The organism is Spirillospora sp. NPDC049652 (assembly GCF_040675125.1).
Taxonomy (GTDB): Bacteria; Actinomycetota; Actinomycetes; order Streptosporangiales; family Streptosporangiaceae; genus Spirillospora.
The window spans coordinates 1-15,431 of record NZ_JBFAOF010000002.1; the positions used below are offsets into that span (position 1 = coordinate 1).

At 71.6% G+C, this 15,431-nt stretch carries 23 protein-coding genes and 1 CRISPR repeat array; of the genes, 2 read left to right on the forward strand and 21 right to left on the reverse strand.

The genetic code is table 11. The features are described 5' to 3' along the window. The 19 genes from AB0J52_RS00245 to AB0J52_RS00335 form a co-directional block, all read right to left on the reverse strand. A partial coding sequence (locus AB0J52_RS00245; RefSeq protein WP_500179349.1) for a hypothetical protein occupies window positions 1-390 on the reverse strand: 390 nt, incomplete at its 3' end. A gap of 77 nt (window positions 391-467) precedes the next feature. Next, on the reverse strand, window positions 468-818 hold the full coding sequence (locus tag AB0J52_RS00250; RefSeq protein ID WP_500179350.1) for a hypothetical protein: 351 nt from the start codon (window positions 816-818) through the stop codon (window positions 468-470). Between the two features lie 22 nt (window positions 819-840). Beyond that, on the reverse strand, window positions 841-1,929 hold the full coding sequence (locus AB0J52_RS00255; protein ID WP_500179351.1) for a hypothetical protein: 1,089 nt from the start codon (window positions 1,927-1,929) through the stop codon (window positions 841-843). Next, window positions 1,926-2,240, reverse strand: a complete 315-nt coding sequence (locus tag AB0J52_RS00260; RefSeq protein ID WP_500179352.1) for a hypothetical protein — start codon at window positions 2,238-2,240, stop codon at window positions 1,926-1,928. Before AB0J52_RS00260 ends, AB0J52_RS00255 begins: the two co-directional genes overlap by 4 nt. Continuing rightward, window positions 2,228-2,410, reverse strand: a complete 183-nt coding sequence (locus AB0J52_RS00265; RefSeq protein WP_500179353.1) for a hypothetical protein — start codon at window positions 2,408-2,410, stop codon at window positions 2,228-2,230. The genes AB0J52_RS00260 and AB0J52_RS00265 overlap by 13 nt, the downstream gene beginning before the upstream one ends. A gap of 85 nt (window positions 2,411-2,495) precedes the next feature. Further along, window positions 2,496-3,083, reverse strand: coding sequence for a hypothetical protein (locus AB0J52_RS00270; RefSeq protein WP_500179354.1), 588 nt, complete (start codon window positions 3,081-3,083; stop codon window positions 2,496-2,498). 332 nt (window positions 3,084-3,415) lie between these two features. Further along, window positions 3,416-3,685, reverse strand: coding sequence for a hypothetical protein (locus AB0J52_RS00275; RefSeq protein WP_500179355.1), 270 nt, complete (start codon window positions 3,683-3,685; stop codon window positions 3,416-3,418). Window positions 3,686-3,807: 122 nt separating this feature from the next. Next, entirely contained in the window at window positions 3,808-5,379 is a 1,572-nt protein-coding gene (locus tag AB0J52_RS00280; RefSeq protein WP_500179356.1) for a hypothetical protein, read from the reverse strand. Between the two features lie 82 nt (window positions 5,380-5,461). Then, the gene (gene dnaN, locus AB0J52_RS00285; protein WP_500179357.1) at window positions 5,462-6,658 is read right to left on the reverse strand and encodes a DNA polymerase III subunit beta; all 1,197 of its coding nucleotides are present in this window, start codon (window positions 6,656-6,658) and stop codon (window positions 5,462-5,464) included. Next, window positions 6,655-6,846 carry a hypothetical protein gene (locus AB0J52_RS00290; protein ID WP_500179358.1) on the reverse strand — a complete coding sequence of 64 codons (192 nt, stop codon included), beginning with the start codon at window positions 6,844-6,846 and terminating at the stop codon, window positions 6,655-6,657. Before AB0J52_RS00290 ends, dnaN begins: the two co-directional genes overlap by 4 nt. Before the next feature lie 90 nt (window positions 6,847-6,936). Next, window positions 6,937-7,515 carry a hypothetical protein gene (locus tag AB0J52_RS00295; protein WP_500179359.1) on the reverse strand — a complete coding sequence of 193 codons (579 nt, stop codon included), beginning with the start codon at window positions 7,513-7,515 and terminating at the stop codon, window positions 6,937-6,939. Window positions 7,516-7,767: 252 nt separating this feature from the next. After that, window positions 7,768-8,001 carry a hypothetical protein gene (locus AB0J52_RS00300; RefSeq protein WP_500179360.1) on the reverse strand — a complete coding sequence of 78 codons (234 nt, stop codon included), beginning with the start codon at window positions 7,999-8,001 and terminating at the stop codon, window positions 7,768-7,770. Beyond that, entirely contained in the window at window positions 7,998-8,360 is a 363-nt protein-coding gene (locus AB0J52_RS00305) for a DUF6197 family protein (protein WP_500179361.1), read from the reverse strand. The genes AB0J52_RS00300 and AB0J52_RS00305 overlap by 4 nt, the downstream gene beginning before the upstream one ends. Before the next feature lie 109 nt (window positions 8,361-8,469). Continuing rightward, window positions 8,470-8,817, reverse strand: coding sequence for a hypothetical protein (locus AB0J52_RS00310; protein ID WP_500179362.1), 348 nt, complete (start codon window positions 8,815-8,817; stop codon window positions 8,470-8,472). A gap of 339 nt (window positions 8,818-9,156) precedes the next feature. Then, on the reverse strand, window positions 9,157-9,321 hold the full coding sequence (locus AB0J52_RS00315) for a hypothetical protein (protein ID WP_500179363.1): 165 nt from the start codon (window positions 9,319-9,321) through the stop codon (window positions 9,157-9,159). Between the two features lie 11 nt (window positions 9,322-9,332). Beyond that, window positions 9,333-9,977, reverse strand: a complete 645-nt coding sequence (locus tag AB0J52_RS00320) for a hypothetical protein (RefSeq protein WP_500179364.1) — start codon at window positions 9,975-9,977, stop codon at window positions 9,333-9,335. Between the two features lie 188 nt (window positions 9,978-10,165). Next, window positions 10,166-10,321, reverse strand: coding sequence for a hypothetical protein (locus AB0J52_RS00325; protein WP_500179365.1), 156 nt, complete (start codon window positions 10,319-10,321; stop codon window positions 10,166-10,168). A 110-nt stretch (window positions 10,322-10,431) separates the two neighbouring features. Beyond that, on the reverse strand, window positions 10,432-11,211 hold the full coding sequence (locus AB0J52_RS00330; protein ID WP_500179366.1) for a ParB/RepB/Spo0J family partition protein: 780 nt from the start codon (window positions 11,209-11,211) through the stop codon (window positions 10,432-10,434). Window positions 11,212-11,312: 101 nt separating this feature from the next. Next, window positions 11,313-11,843, reverse strand: a complete 531-nt coding sequence (locus tag AB0J52_RS00335) for a hypothetical protein (protein ID WP_500179367.1) — start codon at window positions 11,841-11,843, stop codon at window positions 11,313-11,315. Between the two features lie 331 nt (window positions 11,844-12,174). Between AB0J52_RS00335 and AB0J52_RS00340 the strand changes: the two genes are divergently transcribed. Then, window positions 12,175-13,014 carry a sigma-70 family RNA polymerase sigma factor gene (locus tag AB0J52_RS00340; protein WP_500179368.1) on the forward strand — a complete coding sequence of 280 codons (840 nt, stop codon included), beginning with the start codon at window positions 12,175-12,177 and terminating at the stop codon, window positions 13,012-13,014. Next, entirely contained in the window at window positions 13,007-13,837 is an 831-nt protein-coding gene (locus AB0J52_RS00345) for a protein phosphatase 2C domain-containing protein (protein WP_500179369.1), read from the forward strand. The genes AB0J52_RS00340 and AB0J52_RS00345 overlap by 8 nt, the downstream gene beginning before the upstream one ends. Before the next feature lie 12 nt (window positions 13,838-13,849). Here the strand turns inward: AB0J52_RS00345 and AB0J52_RS00350 are convergent, their stop codons facing one another. Beyond that, a complete protein-coding gene (locus AB0J52_RS00350; RefSeq protein WP_500179370.1) occupies window positions 13,850-14,077 on the reverse strand; it encodes a hypothetical protein in 228 nt (75 codons plus the stop codon). Window positions 14,078-14,151: 74 nt separating this feature from the next. Further along, window positions 14,152-15,099: a CRISPR direct-repeat array (repeat unit 28 nt; unit sequence GGACCACCTCCGCCTGCGCGGAGAGAAC). Between the two features lie 21 nt (window positions 15,100-15,120). Further along, complete coding sequence (gene cas2e, locus AB0J52_RS00355) at window positions 15,121-15,426, reverse strand: type I-E CRISPR-associated endoribonuclease Cas2e (protein ID WP_500179371.1); 306 nt, start codon at window positions 15,424-15,426, stop codon at window positions 15,121-15,123. Window positions 15,427-15,431 lie beyond the last annotated feature (5 nt).

Genomic DNA, 15,431 nt, shown 5'->3' on the forward strand with positions numbered 1-15,431 from the left:
CGCGACCCACGCGGCCAGCGCGGCGGGCGGCGCGAACGCGGCGAGCGTGAGCGTGTCGTGGGGCAGGTAGGTGTGGCTGAGCTGCCCGGCCGGGTAGAGGGCGGCGAGGCCGGTACCCAGGCCGCGGGTGTCGGGGGACTGGGCGACCCAGCGGATGTAGCCGCGCATCGCGGTGCGCGCGACCAGCCCCGACCGGCTGGGGTGTCTGCGCGGTCCGTACTGGGGCGCCCACATCGGCCCCAGTGCCTCGGGGCCCGGGAAGTCGTCGTACCGGGACCGGCGGGCATCGCGACGGCCGCGGCGGGCGGCGAACCGGCCGAGCTGACCGACGCGGGCGAGCTGGGCGAACTGGTGTGACGAACGGCCACGTCGGGCCGGACGACCATGCATGCGGGATCTCCTTCCCGAGAGGGCGGAAAGAACGGCACCGCCCCGGGCCTTCCGGGGCGGTGCCGTGTTCAGCGGTGTCAGGGGCGACGGGGCAGGCGCCGCAGACCGCGTCCGGGACGTCCGGACGAGCCGACGATGCGCATGCCGCGGGCGGCCACCGTGCGGGCGTCCTCGAAGTAGTCGGCGAAGTTGACCGCCGCCTGGCGGGCGAAGGCGGCGGACTGCTCCAGCTCCAGCGCCGCCTGCTCCACGCGGGCCAGGACCGGCGCGGGCAGGCCGCGTCCGGCGAGCCCTTCGCTCCATTCCTCCACCAGGTCGGACGCGACGGCCAGCAGGTCGCCGATCCCCAGGCATGTCGCGAGGAACTCGCCATCGGTGTCGGGATCATCGAATTCCACCAGGTAGCCCCGGTGACGGCGCGGAGGCATCAGTACTCCTTCCAGTGGGGGGTCAGGCGGGGTCGTCGCCGGTGAACTCGATCCCGGCGTCGGCGACCTCCCGGGCCTCGGCGAACCAGACCTCGAACGCGACGGTCGCCATCGCGGCGCAGGCCGAGGCGTCCACCAGGCCCTCGGCCGCCAGGTACAGCGGCCGGACGACGATCGGCGGGAGATTGCGGATCGCGACCTGGTCCGTCCAGTCCTCCACGGCGACGGCGATGCCGCGCAGGATCTGCATCAGCTCGGCGGCGGTGTCGAGGAACTCGGCGTCGGTGTCGGGGACGTCCAGCAGCAGCGGCCCGAGCACCCGCATCCGGGTCTGCGCCCGCTGGGGCCGCCGGGCGCGACCGGTGCGGCGCCTTCCGGTCGGAACCAGCCGCTCGGCCTCGTGCCGGGTGGCCGGACGGCTGGCCGCCGTTCCACCACCTCCGCTGGGGCCACCCGGCTGGCCGGGCACCACAGGCGGGGCCCCGGTCGGCCCTGTGGCGGGGCTGCACCCGGGCACGGCCGGGACGGGACGGACCCTGTTCGAACCGGTCGCAGGATTCTCCGCACCGCCTCGGCCAGCCGCGGATCCGGCCCCGCTCGCGCTCGGCGACGCGGGTGTGCTCCCGGCCGGGCTTCCGTTCGGCCCGCCCGGCGGCTTAACCGAAGGCCCCGGCGTCCGCGTGCCGGACGGCCCCGCGGATCCGGGCGGCTGGACTCCTGCCCCGCTGGGCGGGACCACCCGCCCCTGCAACGTGGGACCGGCAGCCCCCGACCGGGTGGGCTGGCGGCGGCGGAAGAACGTCGCGGTGCCACCGTTGGCCTCGCGCTGCTGCCAGCGCGCCTCGGCCCACGGCTTGGCGGCCTTGCCCTTCTTCCACGCACCGCGCGCGCCGCTGCCGACGACCCGCCCGCCCAACTCGGCGAGCGCGTCGGCGAGCATCGTCTCGTCGGTGGTGGGAGCGCCCGAGGCGTTCCACGCCTTGACCAGCAGCGAATCGGTCCGCGGAGACCGCCGGCGGGGGCTCCGTGGCCCGTACTGGGCCTGGTGCTTCCGGACAGCGTGGACACCACCCGCGAACCCACCCGCCCCCAGCAGCAACAGCTCGATCACGACGCACCTCCGTGCCGGTTCGGATCGGACAGGACCGCCGGGACGCGATGTCCTCGGCCGGAGCGCTGACGCAGGTCGACGGTCACGACGGCCGCCCAAAGGACGGCGTACAACGGCCACTGGACGGCGGCGACGCCCCACCAGGGCACGTCGAGGCCGAGCTGAGCGCCGCCCGGCGCCGCCAGCAGGAACATCGCGGCTCCCCAGGTGGGGCGGTTCCGCCAGGCGGACCAACCGGCCCGCCGGACCACGCCGGGGCCGGGCGCGCTCACGTCGGCGGTGTCGTTGATGCCGGCGGTCACTTCAGCCACCCGTCCATCGCGCCGGACAGCGAGTGCAGCGGCCCCAGCAGCGTGCGGCCGATGGAAGTGCTGGCGGCCAGCAGCCCCCACGCCACCAGCGTGATCATGACGATGCGGGAGGTGGCCTGGAACCAGAACAACACGACCAGGACGCCACACAGCACCAGAAACAGCGTCATCGGAGACTCCAAGGAAGACGAGCGGCTCGGCCGCATCAGGCGGCCGGGCCGGAACTTGTGAAGGGGAGACGGGGAGGGGCGCGGTTCAGGCCATGCGCCCGTGCGCGGAGGTGAGGGCGTAGCGGTCGCCGAGGTCGCAGATCTGGCGGGCGGTCTGGTCGCCGACCAGCGGCTCCAGCGGCTCGTACAGCTCGGCGACCAGGTCGAACCGGTCCGCGGGCGCGGCGGCGGTCGTGAGCTCGTCCAGCACCGCCGTGATCGGCTCCTCCAGCGCCGGGTCGGCGGCCGGGACGCGCGGGCGACCTGTCGCGAGAGCGTGCTCGGTGGCGGCCAGCGCCGAGATCAGGACCGCTTCGTCGCGCAGTGCTGCCGCCAACGGCCGCGGGATCACGTCGGTGGTCCGCTCGAAGCCGTAGGCGAGGGTGGTGGTCTCGGCCTGGACAGCGCGCTGCACCGCCAGGTCGAACAGGAGCCGGGCTCGCTGGGCGGCGGGAAGCCTTCCGTGGAACCGCCCGATGAGGGACTCGGCGATCAGGCCCGCCTCGACGTACCGGTCGGCGGCGGCCTGCGCCTGCTGACTCTTCAGAGCCGGGCCGTAGGGCCCGGTGTCCGCCTCAGATTCCGTCGCGGCGGTCGCGGCCGGGCGGGAGGCGGTCGTGACGGTGGGGGACATGCGGCTACCTCTCGTTGTGGGCGCACGCCGGGTAGGGCCGGTGCGGCGGGCACCTGGTGAAGGTGGTCCGGGAGACCCGGACCGTGAATGCGGTTCCGTCGCGTCGTGTGACCTCCAGCCAGAACCAAGCGGGTCGCGCGCAGCGGGCAGGTCCGGGAGGACGGCAGTCCGGCCGGACGGCCTGGCTTATCGACACAGTCCCGACGGCACCGGGCGCTCGGACAGGACGCAGAGAGAGAAACAGGGGACCGCACAGGGCGACGGCGACACATGCCGCCAGCCCGGCAGCGGTCCCGCGCATCAGACGGACCTGCTCGCGGCGGCCGGTCGGACTAGGCATCCCGGACCTGCTGCGCCCGCCCTCCCGGGGCCTGCGCCTCAGCGTCCTCGGACCTGCCCTGCTGGTGCTGGTCGGAGTGCGTGCGGGACCGGTGGATGTCGATCCGCGCGAGCAGGCGGCTGAACACGCCGACTCCAACGGCGAGCGACAGCACGATGGCCGGTCCGGTGCTCATCCGCAGCAGGTGCGAGGCAAGCAGCCACAGGCCGCCTCCGGCGGCACCCGCCAGCATCAGCGCCTCGGGCAGGCCGAGCTGCGCCATGACGCGCCCCAGCCGGCCCGCTGAGCCCGAGGCGGTCTCGCGAGCGACAGGCGCCGAGGTGGCGGCGCGAAACGGATTACGGGACATCGGAAGAACTCCTCACGTGGGTAAGGGCGGGCAGGTCATCCGGCGGGCGGCTCGGCGACCGAGTGCAGCGCGGGACGGCGGATCTGCTGGGTCAGGAGGGTCGCCCGGGCCTTGCGGATCTGCAGGACGCGGGCGAGCTTCTCGGCGGGAATGTGCCGACCGTGCTCGTCCCGGTACGCCTGATCAGCGGCGCGTGCCTGCTCCAGCAGTTCCTCGTCGCTCGGCTCGGCCTTCTGCCGCGCCTCGGCCCTCGTCGAAGAGGTCCGGCGACGCCGTCGGCGCGCTCGCGGACGCAACTCGGTCAGCTCCTCTACCGAGTCCGCCGAACTTGCGTCAGGACCGGACGAAGGGCGCTCGCTGGAGGCGGGGACCGTCGCGTCGGACCGGTCCGTGCCAGGCCTGGTGGCCGATCGGCCACCGGGCTGCGCACTAGGTCCGGGAACCGGGTCCGGCGCCGCATCCACGGCATCCACCGCGACAGGTCCGGGACCTGTTTCCACGTCAGGACGGGACCCGGTCCCAGCACGCCGCGTCAGCGACATCGGGACCTGTTCCGGCGCGGACGTGGATCCACGGGTGGCCGCCAGGCGAGGCGTCCCCGGAAGGTGGCGAGTGATGTCGCCGGGATCGAGTTGGACGCCGCGCTCCGCAAGGAAGTCCTGCACGCGCGCCGCGTCGTAGCCCAGCGCCACCAGCTCACCGTTGCTGAACGGCGCGCTCGGCGGCGTGGGCAGTGCCCGCGGCTCCCGCCCCTCCTCCTGAGGAAGTTCCCAGGGAGCGGTGGGCGCGAGCTCGGCGAGCGAGGCCGAGTGATACAGCGCGGCCAGATGCGCCAGCAACGCCTTCTGCCGGTCGGGATCGGTGGACAGCCGGGCGTGTTCGACCGCACCTTCCATCGCCCGGTCCAGCCGCTTCTGAGCACGGACCAGGTGACGAGGCTTGGCCGTGTCACCCGCCGAGCGGAGCGCCCGCAGATGCTTGGCTGCCCGCGCCACGCGGGTGAGGCGTCGGTGCGCGTCGACGTCGGCGGCCGTGCGGTCCATCGGCTCCGCCAGACCGAGCCGGATCAGGATCCGGTCCAGGTGCAGCTTCGAGTGGACCTTGCGGGACCTGCCGGTCGCCCGCCGTCGCTCGGCCGCCAGGCCCCGCTCCCACAGCCACGCCGCAGCGAGCGGCACCACCATGCGGAAGATCCCGGCCCGGAACGAGTCGGCGTCCAGGGTGGACAGCACCGCAGACAGGGCCGTGAAGCCCCACATCGCCGCGCCGTCCACCCCGGCCGAGTGGTCCTCGCTGTCGCGGACCGCGCGACGGGCCCTCAGCGCGGAGGCGATGGTGGCGACCTCGGCGAAGGAGAACAGCAGGACCCGCGCCCACCCAGGCAGGTGCAGGACGTCGCGGAAGAACGCCCACATGCCGGAGGCCGCCAGGCTGGTCGCCAACGTCGCGGCGACCACCGTCAACACGTCCTCGGCCTGATGGCCGGCCAACAGCTTGCGGGCGGTGCGGGCCAGCCGCCACAAGGCGATCCCGCCGATGACGACGGCGGCGACCGCGGCCGGGACGAGCTGGTCAGGGTGGTCGGAGAGGTAGCGAGGAAGGTTCATGGTCGCTTCCTAGGTGGATGGACGGATGTGTCCATGGGGTGCGGAGGCGAGCTCGTTGACACCGACGGCGTCGTCCGGCGGGTCAGGAGGATGTGCGGATCGGCATCAGCAGGTACCGGTGGTCACCGGGTGCGGGTTCGCCTCCGCCGGGCAGATCCTCGGCGTGCGCCTCCGGTGAGGCGGCCAGGATCACCACGGGCTTGTGCGGGCCGGTGGTGCGCAGACACGCCCGGTCGGTGGACAGCGTCGCCAGGGCGTCGAGCAGATAGCCGGGGCTGAGGGCGATGGTGAACGGTTCGGTCCCGGTGACCAGCTCCGCCGGGAGGGTCTCGCGGCCGGTGGCGGTGTCCCCGTCCCATGCCTGCAGCTCGATCTCACCGCCATCCGGTTCGGAGCCAGGGGTGCAGGTGAGTCGGACGGGGGTGAGACGTTCGGCGACCGTGGCGACGCGCCGGACGGCGGCGGCCAGCTCGCCGGCGTCGGCCAGGACGGAGGCGGCGAACTCGGCGGGCAGGACGGCGCGCCACTTGATGAAGCAGTCGTCGAACAGCCGGATGCGCAGCGTCCGTGAACCCGCCGTGATCGACAGATTGGTTGCGACGCTGTCCTCGTCAGTGCCGCTGCGGTTGAGGCCGAGCGTGATGTGCTCGACGTCGCGGCCGATGCTCTTCACCAGGGCCGTCAGGGCCGCCGCAGGCACCACCAGGTCAGCCTTGGTGTCCTCGGACGTCGGCTGCCACTCCCTTGCCGCGGCGGCCAGCCGAAACCGATCGGTCGCGGCGAACGCGATCTGGCTCGGCGTCAGCTCCATGCGCAGGCCGGTCAACATCGGCACCGTGCTGTCATGCCCGGCGGCGACCGCGGTCTGGGTCACGGCCGTGGCGAACGCCTCGGCGGTCATGCTGCCGACCTCGTCCGGCGGATCAGGGAGGTCGGGATAGTCGTCCAGCGGCAGCGTCTGCAGCGTGAAGGTGGAACGAGAGCTGGTCAGAACGCAGGTGGCGTCCTCCAGCACCAGCTGCAGCGGACCGTTGGGCAACCGCCGGGTGATGTCGGCCAGCAGCCGCCCCGGCAACAGCACCGTCCCGTCACCGGCGACGTCCGCGTCCAGAACGGCATGGGAGACGAGCTCGTAGTCGAACCCGACGGCCTCGACCGTGTCACCAGTGGCGGTGAGCTTGATGCCGGCCAGCACCGGCACCGGCGGGTTGGACGGCAGCGACCGGGCGATCCAGTTGACGGTGTCGGCGAACGCCTTGGTGTCGACGGTGAGTCTCATCCGGCCACCTCGTCTCCGCCAGCCAGGTCGGGGTGGATGAAGTCCCACAGGACCTCCTCCAGCCGCTCCCGGTCGTGGTCGAGGTGGACCGGGACGCCGCGCCGCTCCAGCACGTCCCTGACCTCGGCGGCCAACGCCTCGAACTCGCGGGCCGCCATCGGCAGCGCGCGTCGGGGGGTCGTCTTCATGGTGATTCCTGTCTGCAGAGGGACGGCCCGCCTCCTCGACCTGGTGGCGAGGCGGCGGGCCGTCGGACGGGCATGCGGGACGGGTCGGGATCAGCGTCCGGGCGCCGAGAGCGGCTGGATGTGGTGCAGCGGGACGAAGCGGGCGCCCCGTCCGTCCTGCTGGATCAGCACCCACGGCTCGGCGCAGGCCGGGTCGTGCGCCCAGCCCAGGACGGCCACGAACTCGCGCGGCTCATGGCGCAGACGGGCGTAGGAGCCGGGCGCGTACCAACGCCTCTCCACCTGCCACCGCCGGCCGCTCCGGGTGACCTGGTAGAAGGCGGTGAAGCGGCTGGCGAGGTCCCGGAGCAGGCGGGCCAGGCTCGCGACCGCCGCGATCGCGACGAGCGCCGCGGGGACGGCGGGCACGGTCACGCTCGGAAGGTGCAGGGCCGGGTGCGGGGCGACCAGGGCGCTGGCGGTGATCGCCGCGCCGACGGCGAAGAACGCCGCGCCGATGCCCTGGCGGACCCGGCGCCTCCGCAGCTCGTCCGCCTGGAGCTCGGCCACGTCCAGGGCCTCGCTCCAGGTGGCCGTCATCGGCACCAGTTGCCCACCGGCCGTCGGCGACGCCGCGGGGACGCCGCCCGGACCGGAAGCGGCGATGGTCTTGTGCATGGGGTTGGTCATCAGACCTCCAGAAGGTGAGGCGGGGCATCGAAACCGGACCCGGCTGGGCCCGGGCAGGTCACGGCCGTGACCGCGAAGCGCCGTGTCCGGTCGAAGCCGACGGCGCGGGAAGCTCCCGGTTGATCTGGGAGGCGTGGATCTGATGTCCGCAGGTGACGCACCAAAGGACCGTCGGGCCTCCGCTGAGCGGGGCCTGGCAGCAGGACGACATGGGCAGCGGCGGACGGCATGAGATGGACGGGGCCGGGCCGGTCACCACAGCTCCCCATCGTCGAGGTCGTCCAGCAGGAACCGGGTGAAGGCGGCCCCGCCGAACGCCACCAGGACGACGGGCAGAGCGGCCAGGCCGTCGCCGACCAGCGCCGAGACGGCGAGCGTGATCCAGCCGAGCAGGCAGAGACGCATCACCAGGCTCGGCGCCGCGTTCAGCAGCCAGGCCACCAGCCCGGTCAGCACCCCCAGCGGCAGCGTCACGACCTTCTTCATCGCAGCGCCGCCTTCGCCGGTTCGAGGTCACCGGCCGCCTGGCGCAGAACCGACACGACCTGGCCGGCGGTACGGCGCGGGGCGTCGTTCCATTCGGCGATGGTGCCGAGCGTGGTCTCCAGCTCCTCGGCGAGTTCGTGCAGCACCAGGTGCGCGACGAACAGCGCCTCGGTCTGCCTGGACAGCGGGCACGGCAGGTGAGTGACGGAGCCGCTGGCGGTCCGGATCGCCGCCGCGGTGCACAGGGCGCGACCGGTGTCGCCGCCGAACTCGCCCTTGTTCAGGCCGTTCAGCTCGATCAGTTCGGCGGCCCGCCGCAACACCTGCGGCGGACGGAGAGGACGGGTGAGAGTAGGCATCGGATGTCCTTCGGACAAGACGAGAAGGAACAGGGCCGGGCCGGTCCGCCGCGTCCACATGGGCATGCGGCGGCCGACCCGCGGACCAGGAGGAGGTCCGGCTGGCCGCTCAGGCAGCGGCCTGGGCGCGGCCGGGGATGAGGCCGTCGAGGAGCCGGGCGATGCGGCGCCGGGTGCGGGTGAGCAGGCGTCGGCCGAGGTGTGAGGCCCGGACGGGCAGATAACCCAGTTCGTTCAGGACGCCCCGGACGCCGTCCGGACGCAGGGCCTGGTGGATGAGCCGGTCGGATTCGGCGTGCCAGCACGACGGGCACAGGGTGCCGTCGCGGCGTCCGACGAACCACGGGGCGATGCGGGCGACGGTGGTCGACGCCGGGCAGGTATCACAGGTCGCGGGCCACTCCGCGAGCCGGGACAGGTCGGGCAGGCCGTGGGCGTCACGCAGCGGGATGATCACGGCATCCCTCCGTCAACCCAAGGTGGGGGCGCGGCGCCGGGGCGGCACACCGGGCAGGGGATCGCGCCGACCGGCGGATTCCACACCCGGTGCCGGTCCGCGCATGCGGGACAGGACCGCCGGCGGGTGCGCGCACCGCGCAGGCGGGTGAAGATGGACATGTCGGTCCCTCCAGGTTCGGTCTGGAAGAAGATCGGCGGGGCCCGGCCGGTGTAGGCGCACCGGCCGGGCCCACGCAGGTGAAAGTCGCCGCTCACGGCCCTGGAAAGGCCCGCGAGGGCAGCGCTCAACCCGAGAACCAGCACCCAGACGTGCATCACTCGGGCGAGTTACTGAGGTTCACGCCCCTCCGCTGGGCGGGATCTCGACCAGCAGGTAGCGGCGGACACCCGGATCCCGGCGGTTGGGGTAGGCCCCGGACTCCTCGTGCACCGTCACATGCGGGCGGAGCAATTCGATGAGCTGCTGCAGGTCGGCGTCATCGCCGGACAGGCGGACCCGCACCAGCCGGGCCTTCACAGCGCCCGCCCGTACTCAAGCGCGCTCACGATCGGTGCCAGGCGGTGGTTCAGGAGCGCCGCCAGCGTCGCGACCGCGCACTTGGCCTCCTCGGTCGGCAGATCGCTCGCCCGCTCGCTGCGCGGCTCGGCCAGCGCCGGGTCCGGCTTGTGGAGGCGGACGGACGGCAGCGGTATCACCAGGCTCGTGCGGGGCAGCAGGGTCGGCTGCTTGGCCATCTGCTCCTCCGACGGCTCCAAGTAGGTGCCCAGGCTCCGGTTGTGTGCCCAGGTGTTCCACCCGCCGGTGACGGCGGGGATGTCCAGCTGGCGGGGGAGCGCGGTGACCAGCTCCAGATGGGCGAGTGCGCTGCCGTTCTCGGCCCGCAGGATCGTCGCGGACATCAGCCGGTCCCAGCGGCACCGCAGGTAGGGCGGGGCCATGATCGGGCTGGTCGCGACCTGCCACGCGGCGGCGGTGAACCTCGCCGGGTCGGTGTCCAGGCCTTCACCCCAGGGGTTGAACAGGTGGGGATTCTGCCGCAGGTAGGCGCCGTAGCGCGAGACCCGGTCGCTGGCCCGGTCACGGTCGTCGTCCTCGTCCAGCCAGAAGACGCCGGTGCCCTCCGGGGCGAGGCTCTCATTGATGTTGAGGGTGGTCATGTGGTTCCTTTGCTCCCGCCCACCGGCGGGATCGGGCGGTGGCAGGTGGCCGTCGGGGTTGGGGTCGATCGCTGATCCGCAGCACCTCCGACAGAGACCGCCGCCAGGGTCGGTCCGAGCTCCGGCGCATCCAAAACACAGGACCACCAGGCCCGACCCGGCTCCGGCGGCGGAGCCGCGGAGCAGAGTCATCGCGGTTCGGGCGGCGCGTCCGGCAGCACGGCCTGGTCGCTGCCCCGTCCCGGCGCCGTGGGGCGCGGGCCGAGCTGGCGGGCGATGCGGTCCAGCAGCTGCTGCCGACGGCAGTTGCGCTCCACCAGGGTGGAAACAATCCGGTCGTCCATCAGGGAACTCCCATCACGAACAGGGGGAATCGAGCGCAAAAGAGCGAGCGCCTCCGAGCAGCCGTTGAGAACGGCCTGCTGGAGGCGCCCGCCGAGCAGGAGTGAAGAGCTCAGGCAGCGGGGACGGTCCGCTTGGCGGAGGGCAGCGCGATGGCGTTGTGCGCCTCGCCGGTGGTGTCGTTGACCAGGCGCTCGTCCTGGCGGATGACGGTCTCCCAGCACTGGCCGCACGCCGTCTTGCCGATCCGCCGGCGGGTCGTGTGCGCGCGGGCGTCGCACAGCTTGCGGGCCGCCCTGGCCAGCGGATGGCCGCCGGCCAGATAGTCCGGCTCCCACTCCCACGACGCCGTCGACCCGGACCGGCTGCGCTGCTTGGCACGCGCCCTGCGCACCGCGGCCACCGCGTCGGTCGCCGTGAGCTGCCCGGACCGGACCTGGTCGCGGGACCGCTCGTCCAGGGCCAGCAGAGCCACCAGGCCGGAGACGGTCCCGGAGGCGAACCCGGTCGCCCGGCAGATGTCCGCCTGGGAATAACCGCGGTGCATGAGGGACTCCAGCGCCTCGGCCTTCTCCATCGGGTTGAGCTCGACCCGCTGGCAGTTCTCCACCAGCATCAGCTCGATCGCCTGGGCGTCCGACACGCCATGCCGCACGACGACCGGCACACGCTCACCGTGCTTGCCCGCCCGGCGGGCCGCGGCGTACCGGCGGTGCCCTGCCAGCAGCTCGAAGTGGCCGCGCCGCTTCGGGTGCGGACGCACCACCAGCGGCTGCAGCAGCCCTTGCGCGCGGATCGACGCGACCAGCTCGGTCAGGTCGCCGAGCGACTCGCGGACGTTGGCCGGGTGCGGATGGATCAGCTCGATGTCGAGGTACGCGTTGCTGCTCATGAGCACTCCACAGAGGGGCGGGAACGACAAAGTCCCGGCCAGCCCCATCGGGGCAGATGACCGGGACTCAGAGGTCAGTACGATGCGCCTGGCCAGGCGGCCTAGACGGTCTGGGGCTCTCCTCGCCGGGAGGAGCCGGAGGGGTTGGCCGCCATCAGGGCGCGGGCGCGGTTCGAACGAGCGACGATCTCCCGCTCTCGCCGGGCGGCCGCAATCTGAGCCAGCGACGGGGGCAGCGCCGGCGTGGGCTTGACGACGGTCCGGCTGCCGCGCCGGGTGGCGGCATCGCGGCTGGCCTCCGCCAACCGCGCGTGCCATGCCTCGTAGGCCAGGTTGACGATGACCCGCTGCCCGCTGCCCGCGCACCGCTCCTGCTGCCGGTGCCACCGCGCCGCCGGGACCGGACGACGCCCGTAGGCGAAGTCGCGGATCTCCTTGTCGGTGTAGCGACTGCTGAGTCGGTGCGGCAGCACCATGTGCCGCTTGAGGGAGACCCACGCCCCACAGTCGGCGCACATGATCTCGGTGCGCTCACCGTCGGGGCGTTCGCCGTCGGGACGGCGCAGTCTGACGTGGTTGAGGGGGAGGTCGCTGACAGAGATCGGGGGACGGCCGTTGTGCCTCACGAGCACCTCCGAGATCAAGCCGAGCGGTCGAGCGGTCTCGTGTCCACCGCTCCGTATCCGGCAGCGGCCGGATACGGACCAGACGACGCAAGCGCCGCACTCTCAGACGATCTATCGCGGTGACCACGGGCGGGGACCTCGTGATTCGTCATCCCACCGGGGCCGCGTCTTCAGTTGTCGTCCCTGATCATTCAGGGACGTTTCCCCTCATCCCTTGGTGTTAAGGGGGGGTTATCAAGACAGTGACACCGTGCCCCTCGGACTGTCAAGCCCCCCTTATCACTACCCTGTGAGGAGATCCGCGGTGAGCGGCTGAGAGTGGCAGGGAAGGAGATGTGTGATCGAGGAGGTTCGGCGCCTGGCACGGATCGAAGACCACGAGGTCAGGGCGCGTGAGGCGGCGAAGTTGATGACGGAGCTGCAGGACGCCGTGAAGGAGACGGCTCGCGTGCGGCGCGAGAGCATCCAGTGGCTTCGCGACCATGGCCGCTCGATGGCTGATGTCGCGAAGCTGATGGGAGTCAGCCGCGCCCGTGTCGCACAACTCAAGGACGCTGGCCCTGCCCCAGAACGAGCCTTCCTCGGAATCGGACGCCTCAGCGTGGCGGTACCGGAGCGGCCGGGAGGGCGCCGCCTCGTTGCCCGTGCCGACGCCGCAACCGGCCAGACCGTTCTGAGCTTGGCGACGTCACTCGGACTGGCCGGCGACCTGGAGTACATCCCTCTGTCCGGCGAGATCGACCTCAATCGCGAAGACCTCGTAGTGATCTGCGGCCCAAAGACATCCCCCGTCACTGCTGCCGCGCTTCAGGAAGATCCGCGGCTCGACTTCCATCAACTCCGAGACGGCCGATGGGCGATCACTGAGCGAGAGACCAACGAGACATACGTCTCGCCCTCGGACGATCCCGACGACCCGAGACCCGAGGACATCGCGTACCTAGGGCGGCTCCCCCGTCCGGACGGGCAGGGGACGTTCCTCTACATCGCTGGCGTCCACGCGATCGGATCCCTTGGTGCGTCTCACTACTTGAAGGAGCATCTGGCCGAGCTCTATGACGAGGTCGGAACGGAGCCCTTCTCCATGGCGGTCTCCTCCGAGTACGACCCCGATGCCGAGGAGATCCTTTCCACCCGTGCGCTCACCCGCCCCCTTCGTCGCTCAGGAGGTGCGTGAAGAGGTGGAGATCTCGTTCGCCAGCCGAGCCAAGCAGCCTGGCCGGCCCAACGAGGACTACGTCCTCGCGACCTCAGACCTGGTCGTTCTGTTTGACGGATCGGGCGTGCCACCGGGCACCGAGACCGGCTGCCGACACGGGGTGTCCTGGTTCGTGCGCACGCTGGGAAGCCGCATGGTTGCCGCCGCGGGTGAGCCAGGCAGCTCGTTGGCAGGGGCGTTGAAGCAGGCGATCGGAGAGACGGCCATGGCACATGCGGACACCTGCGATCCGAGCCACCTGGTATCACCGTCCTCCACGGTGCTGGCGGTTCGCCGAAACGGTGAGGACCTGGACTGGCTGGTGCTGGGGGACTCTTTCCTCGTACTTCGGGGGAGCGCCCAGAACGATGTCATCACTGATCAGCGCCTCAAACAGAGGGCTGTGAAGCAACGAACCGCGCTCCGGCGAGCTGACGGCCAGGACCCGAAGTTGTGGAACGCCCTGGTGACGGAGGAGCGGAGACTCCGCAACCATCCCGATGGTTACTGGATCGCCGCCGGCGAACCGGAGGCCGCAGACCACGCGCTGACAGGCCGCGTCCCACTGGCAGACCTGACTCACGCTCTCCTGTTCTCCGACGGCGGAGCCCGTCCGGTGGAGCCCTTCGGGGCGGCGAGTTGGGACGAGTGCTTCCACGAGCTGGCCCAGAGCGGCCCTGCGGCATGGCTCCAGCGCGTCCGCGAAATCGAGAACGTCGACCCAGATCGCAGCCGCTGGCCACGTTCCAAGCGCCACGACGACGCCACTGCAGTCCTGATCAGCTTGGAAGACGTCGAATGACGACGATCGGCGTCAGCCCCTCCGACCCGTGTAGGTGATCGGGACTCGGGCCTTGCCGCGAATCCGGATCCGTATCTCGTAGTCCTCCTGATCACGCCCGTGCCTCAACGGGTCGCGACCGATCGCATCAACGAACAGCTCGTACAGATCGCCCCGGTTGTCAGGGGCGACTTCACTGCTGAACCGACGAATCCGGTTGCCCTTCCAAAGCAGCTCAACGTCCACGAGTTCCCTCTTCACGCTTCGGGTTTCCCCAGGCGCGGGCCTCGGCACGCTTGATCAACCGGAAGTGGCCAGGGGCAGGCATCCCGACACGCCCCTCTCCGCCTGCGCGGAGAGAACGGGGTGGACCCATACGTGTGGGTCACCGCGAGCGGACCACCTCCGCCTGCGCGGAGAGAACCTGCCCGGCCGCAAGATCGGACGCGAATGGCGCGGACCACCTCCGCCTGCGCGGAGAGAACTACGAGGACTGCCAGCAGGCCATCGGCATCCACGGACCACCTCCGCCTGCGCGGAGAGAACCCGGCGGGGAACCCGGCCGCGGCCTCGATGTACGGACCACCTCCGCCTGCGCGGAGAGAACGGGACCAGCGAAATGGGTGCGTTGTCCTTCGGCGGACCACCTCCGCCTGCGCGGAGAGAACGGGGAAGTAGACCGCTCTGACGGCTGCCAACGCGGACCACCTCCGCCTGCGCGGAGAGAACCTCAGCCTGGTTCAGCAAGTGCGCAGGTGAGTTGGACCACCTCCGCCTGCGCGGAGAGAACAATGGTCTCGGCTATCACTGCCACGGATGCGGCGGACCACCTCCGCCTGCGCGGAGAGAACGGCGTCGAGCGGGTGCCAGCCCTCGGCCAGCTCGGACCACCTCCGCCTGCGCGGAGAGAACGAATGGCTATCGGCCATTCTTTGCCATTCTCCCGGACCACCTCCGCCTGCGCGGAGAGAACCGGATGGGCGACCGCTGCATTCAGGTTGAGGTCGGACCACCTCCGCCTGCGCGGAGAGAACCACGGCAGCGCGGCGAGTGGTTCCCCGAAGGAAGGACCACCTCCGCCTGCGCGGAGAGAACGGTAACAGCGGAAACGGCGGCGGACGGCGTGGCTCCGGGGACCACCTCCGCCTGCGCGGAGAGAACTATGCCCCCAGATAGCCGTGCGCTGTTACGCACGGACCACCTCCGCCTGCGCGGAGAGAACAGCCCCACCACCGCGTGCCCGCACGCGTTCCCCGGACCACCTCCGCCTGCGCGGAGAGAACACTTCGCGACCTGCGGCGATGTCAGGGGTTTGCCGTTTCGTTATCTGGCTCCATGGGGTTGAGGGCGATGAGCGTGAGGCCGTCCAGGTCGACTGGGACTCGGCGGCGTTCGCCTGCGGTGTGCAGGGAGAAGCCCTGCTCGTTGTCGTCGGGATGGAGGAGGACAGCCGCGCCGTCGCCGATCGTGGCGGCGACTGCCGACCACAGCTCCTCGCGCACGCGGGCGGACAGAGTGCCTGCGTAGAGGCCCGGCATCGGTTCGATCATCCATCGGGTCAGCGCCCCTCGTAGGTGGTCGGGGACGGCGGTGGTGGCGATGATCGTCATGGAGG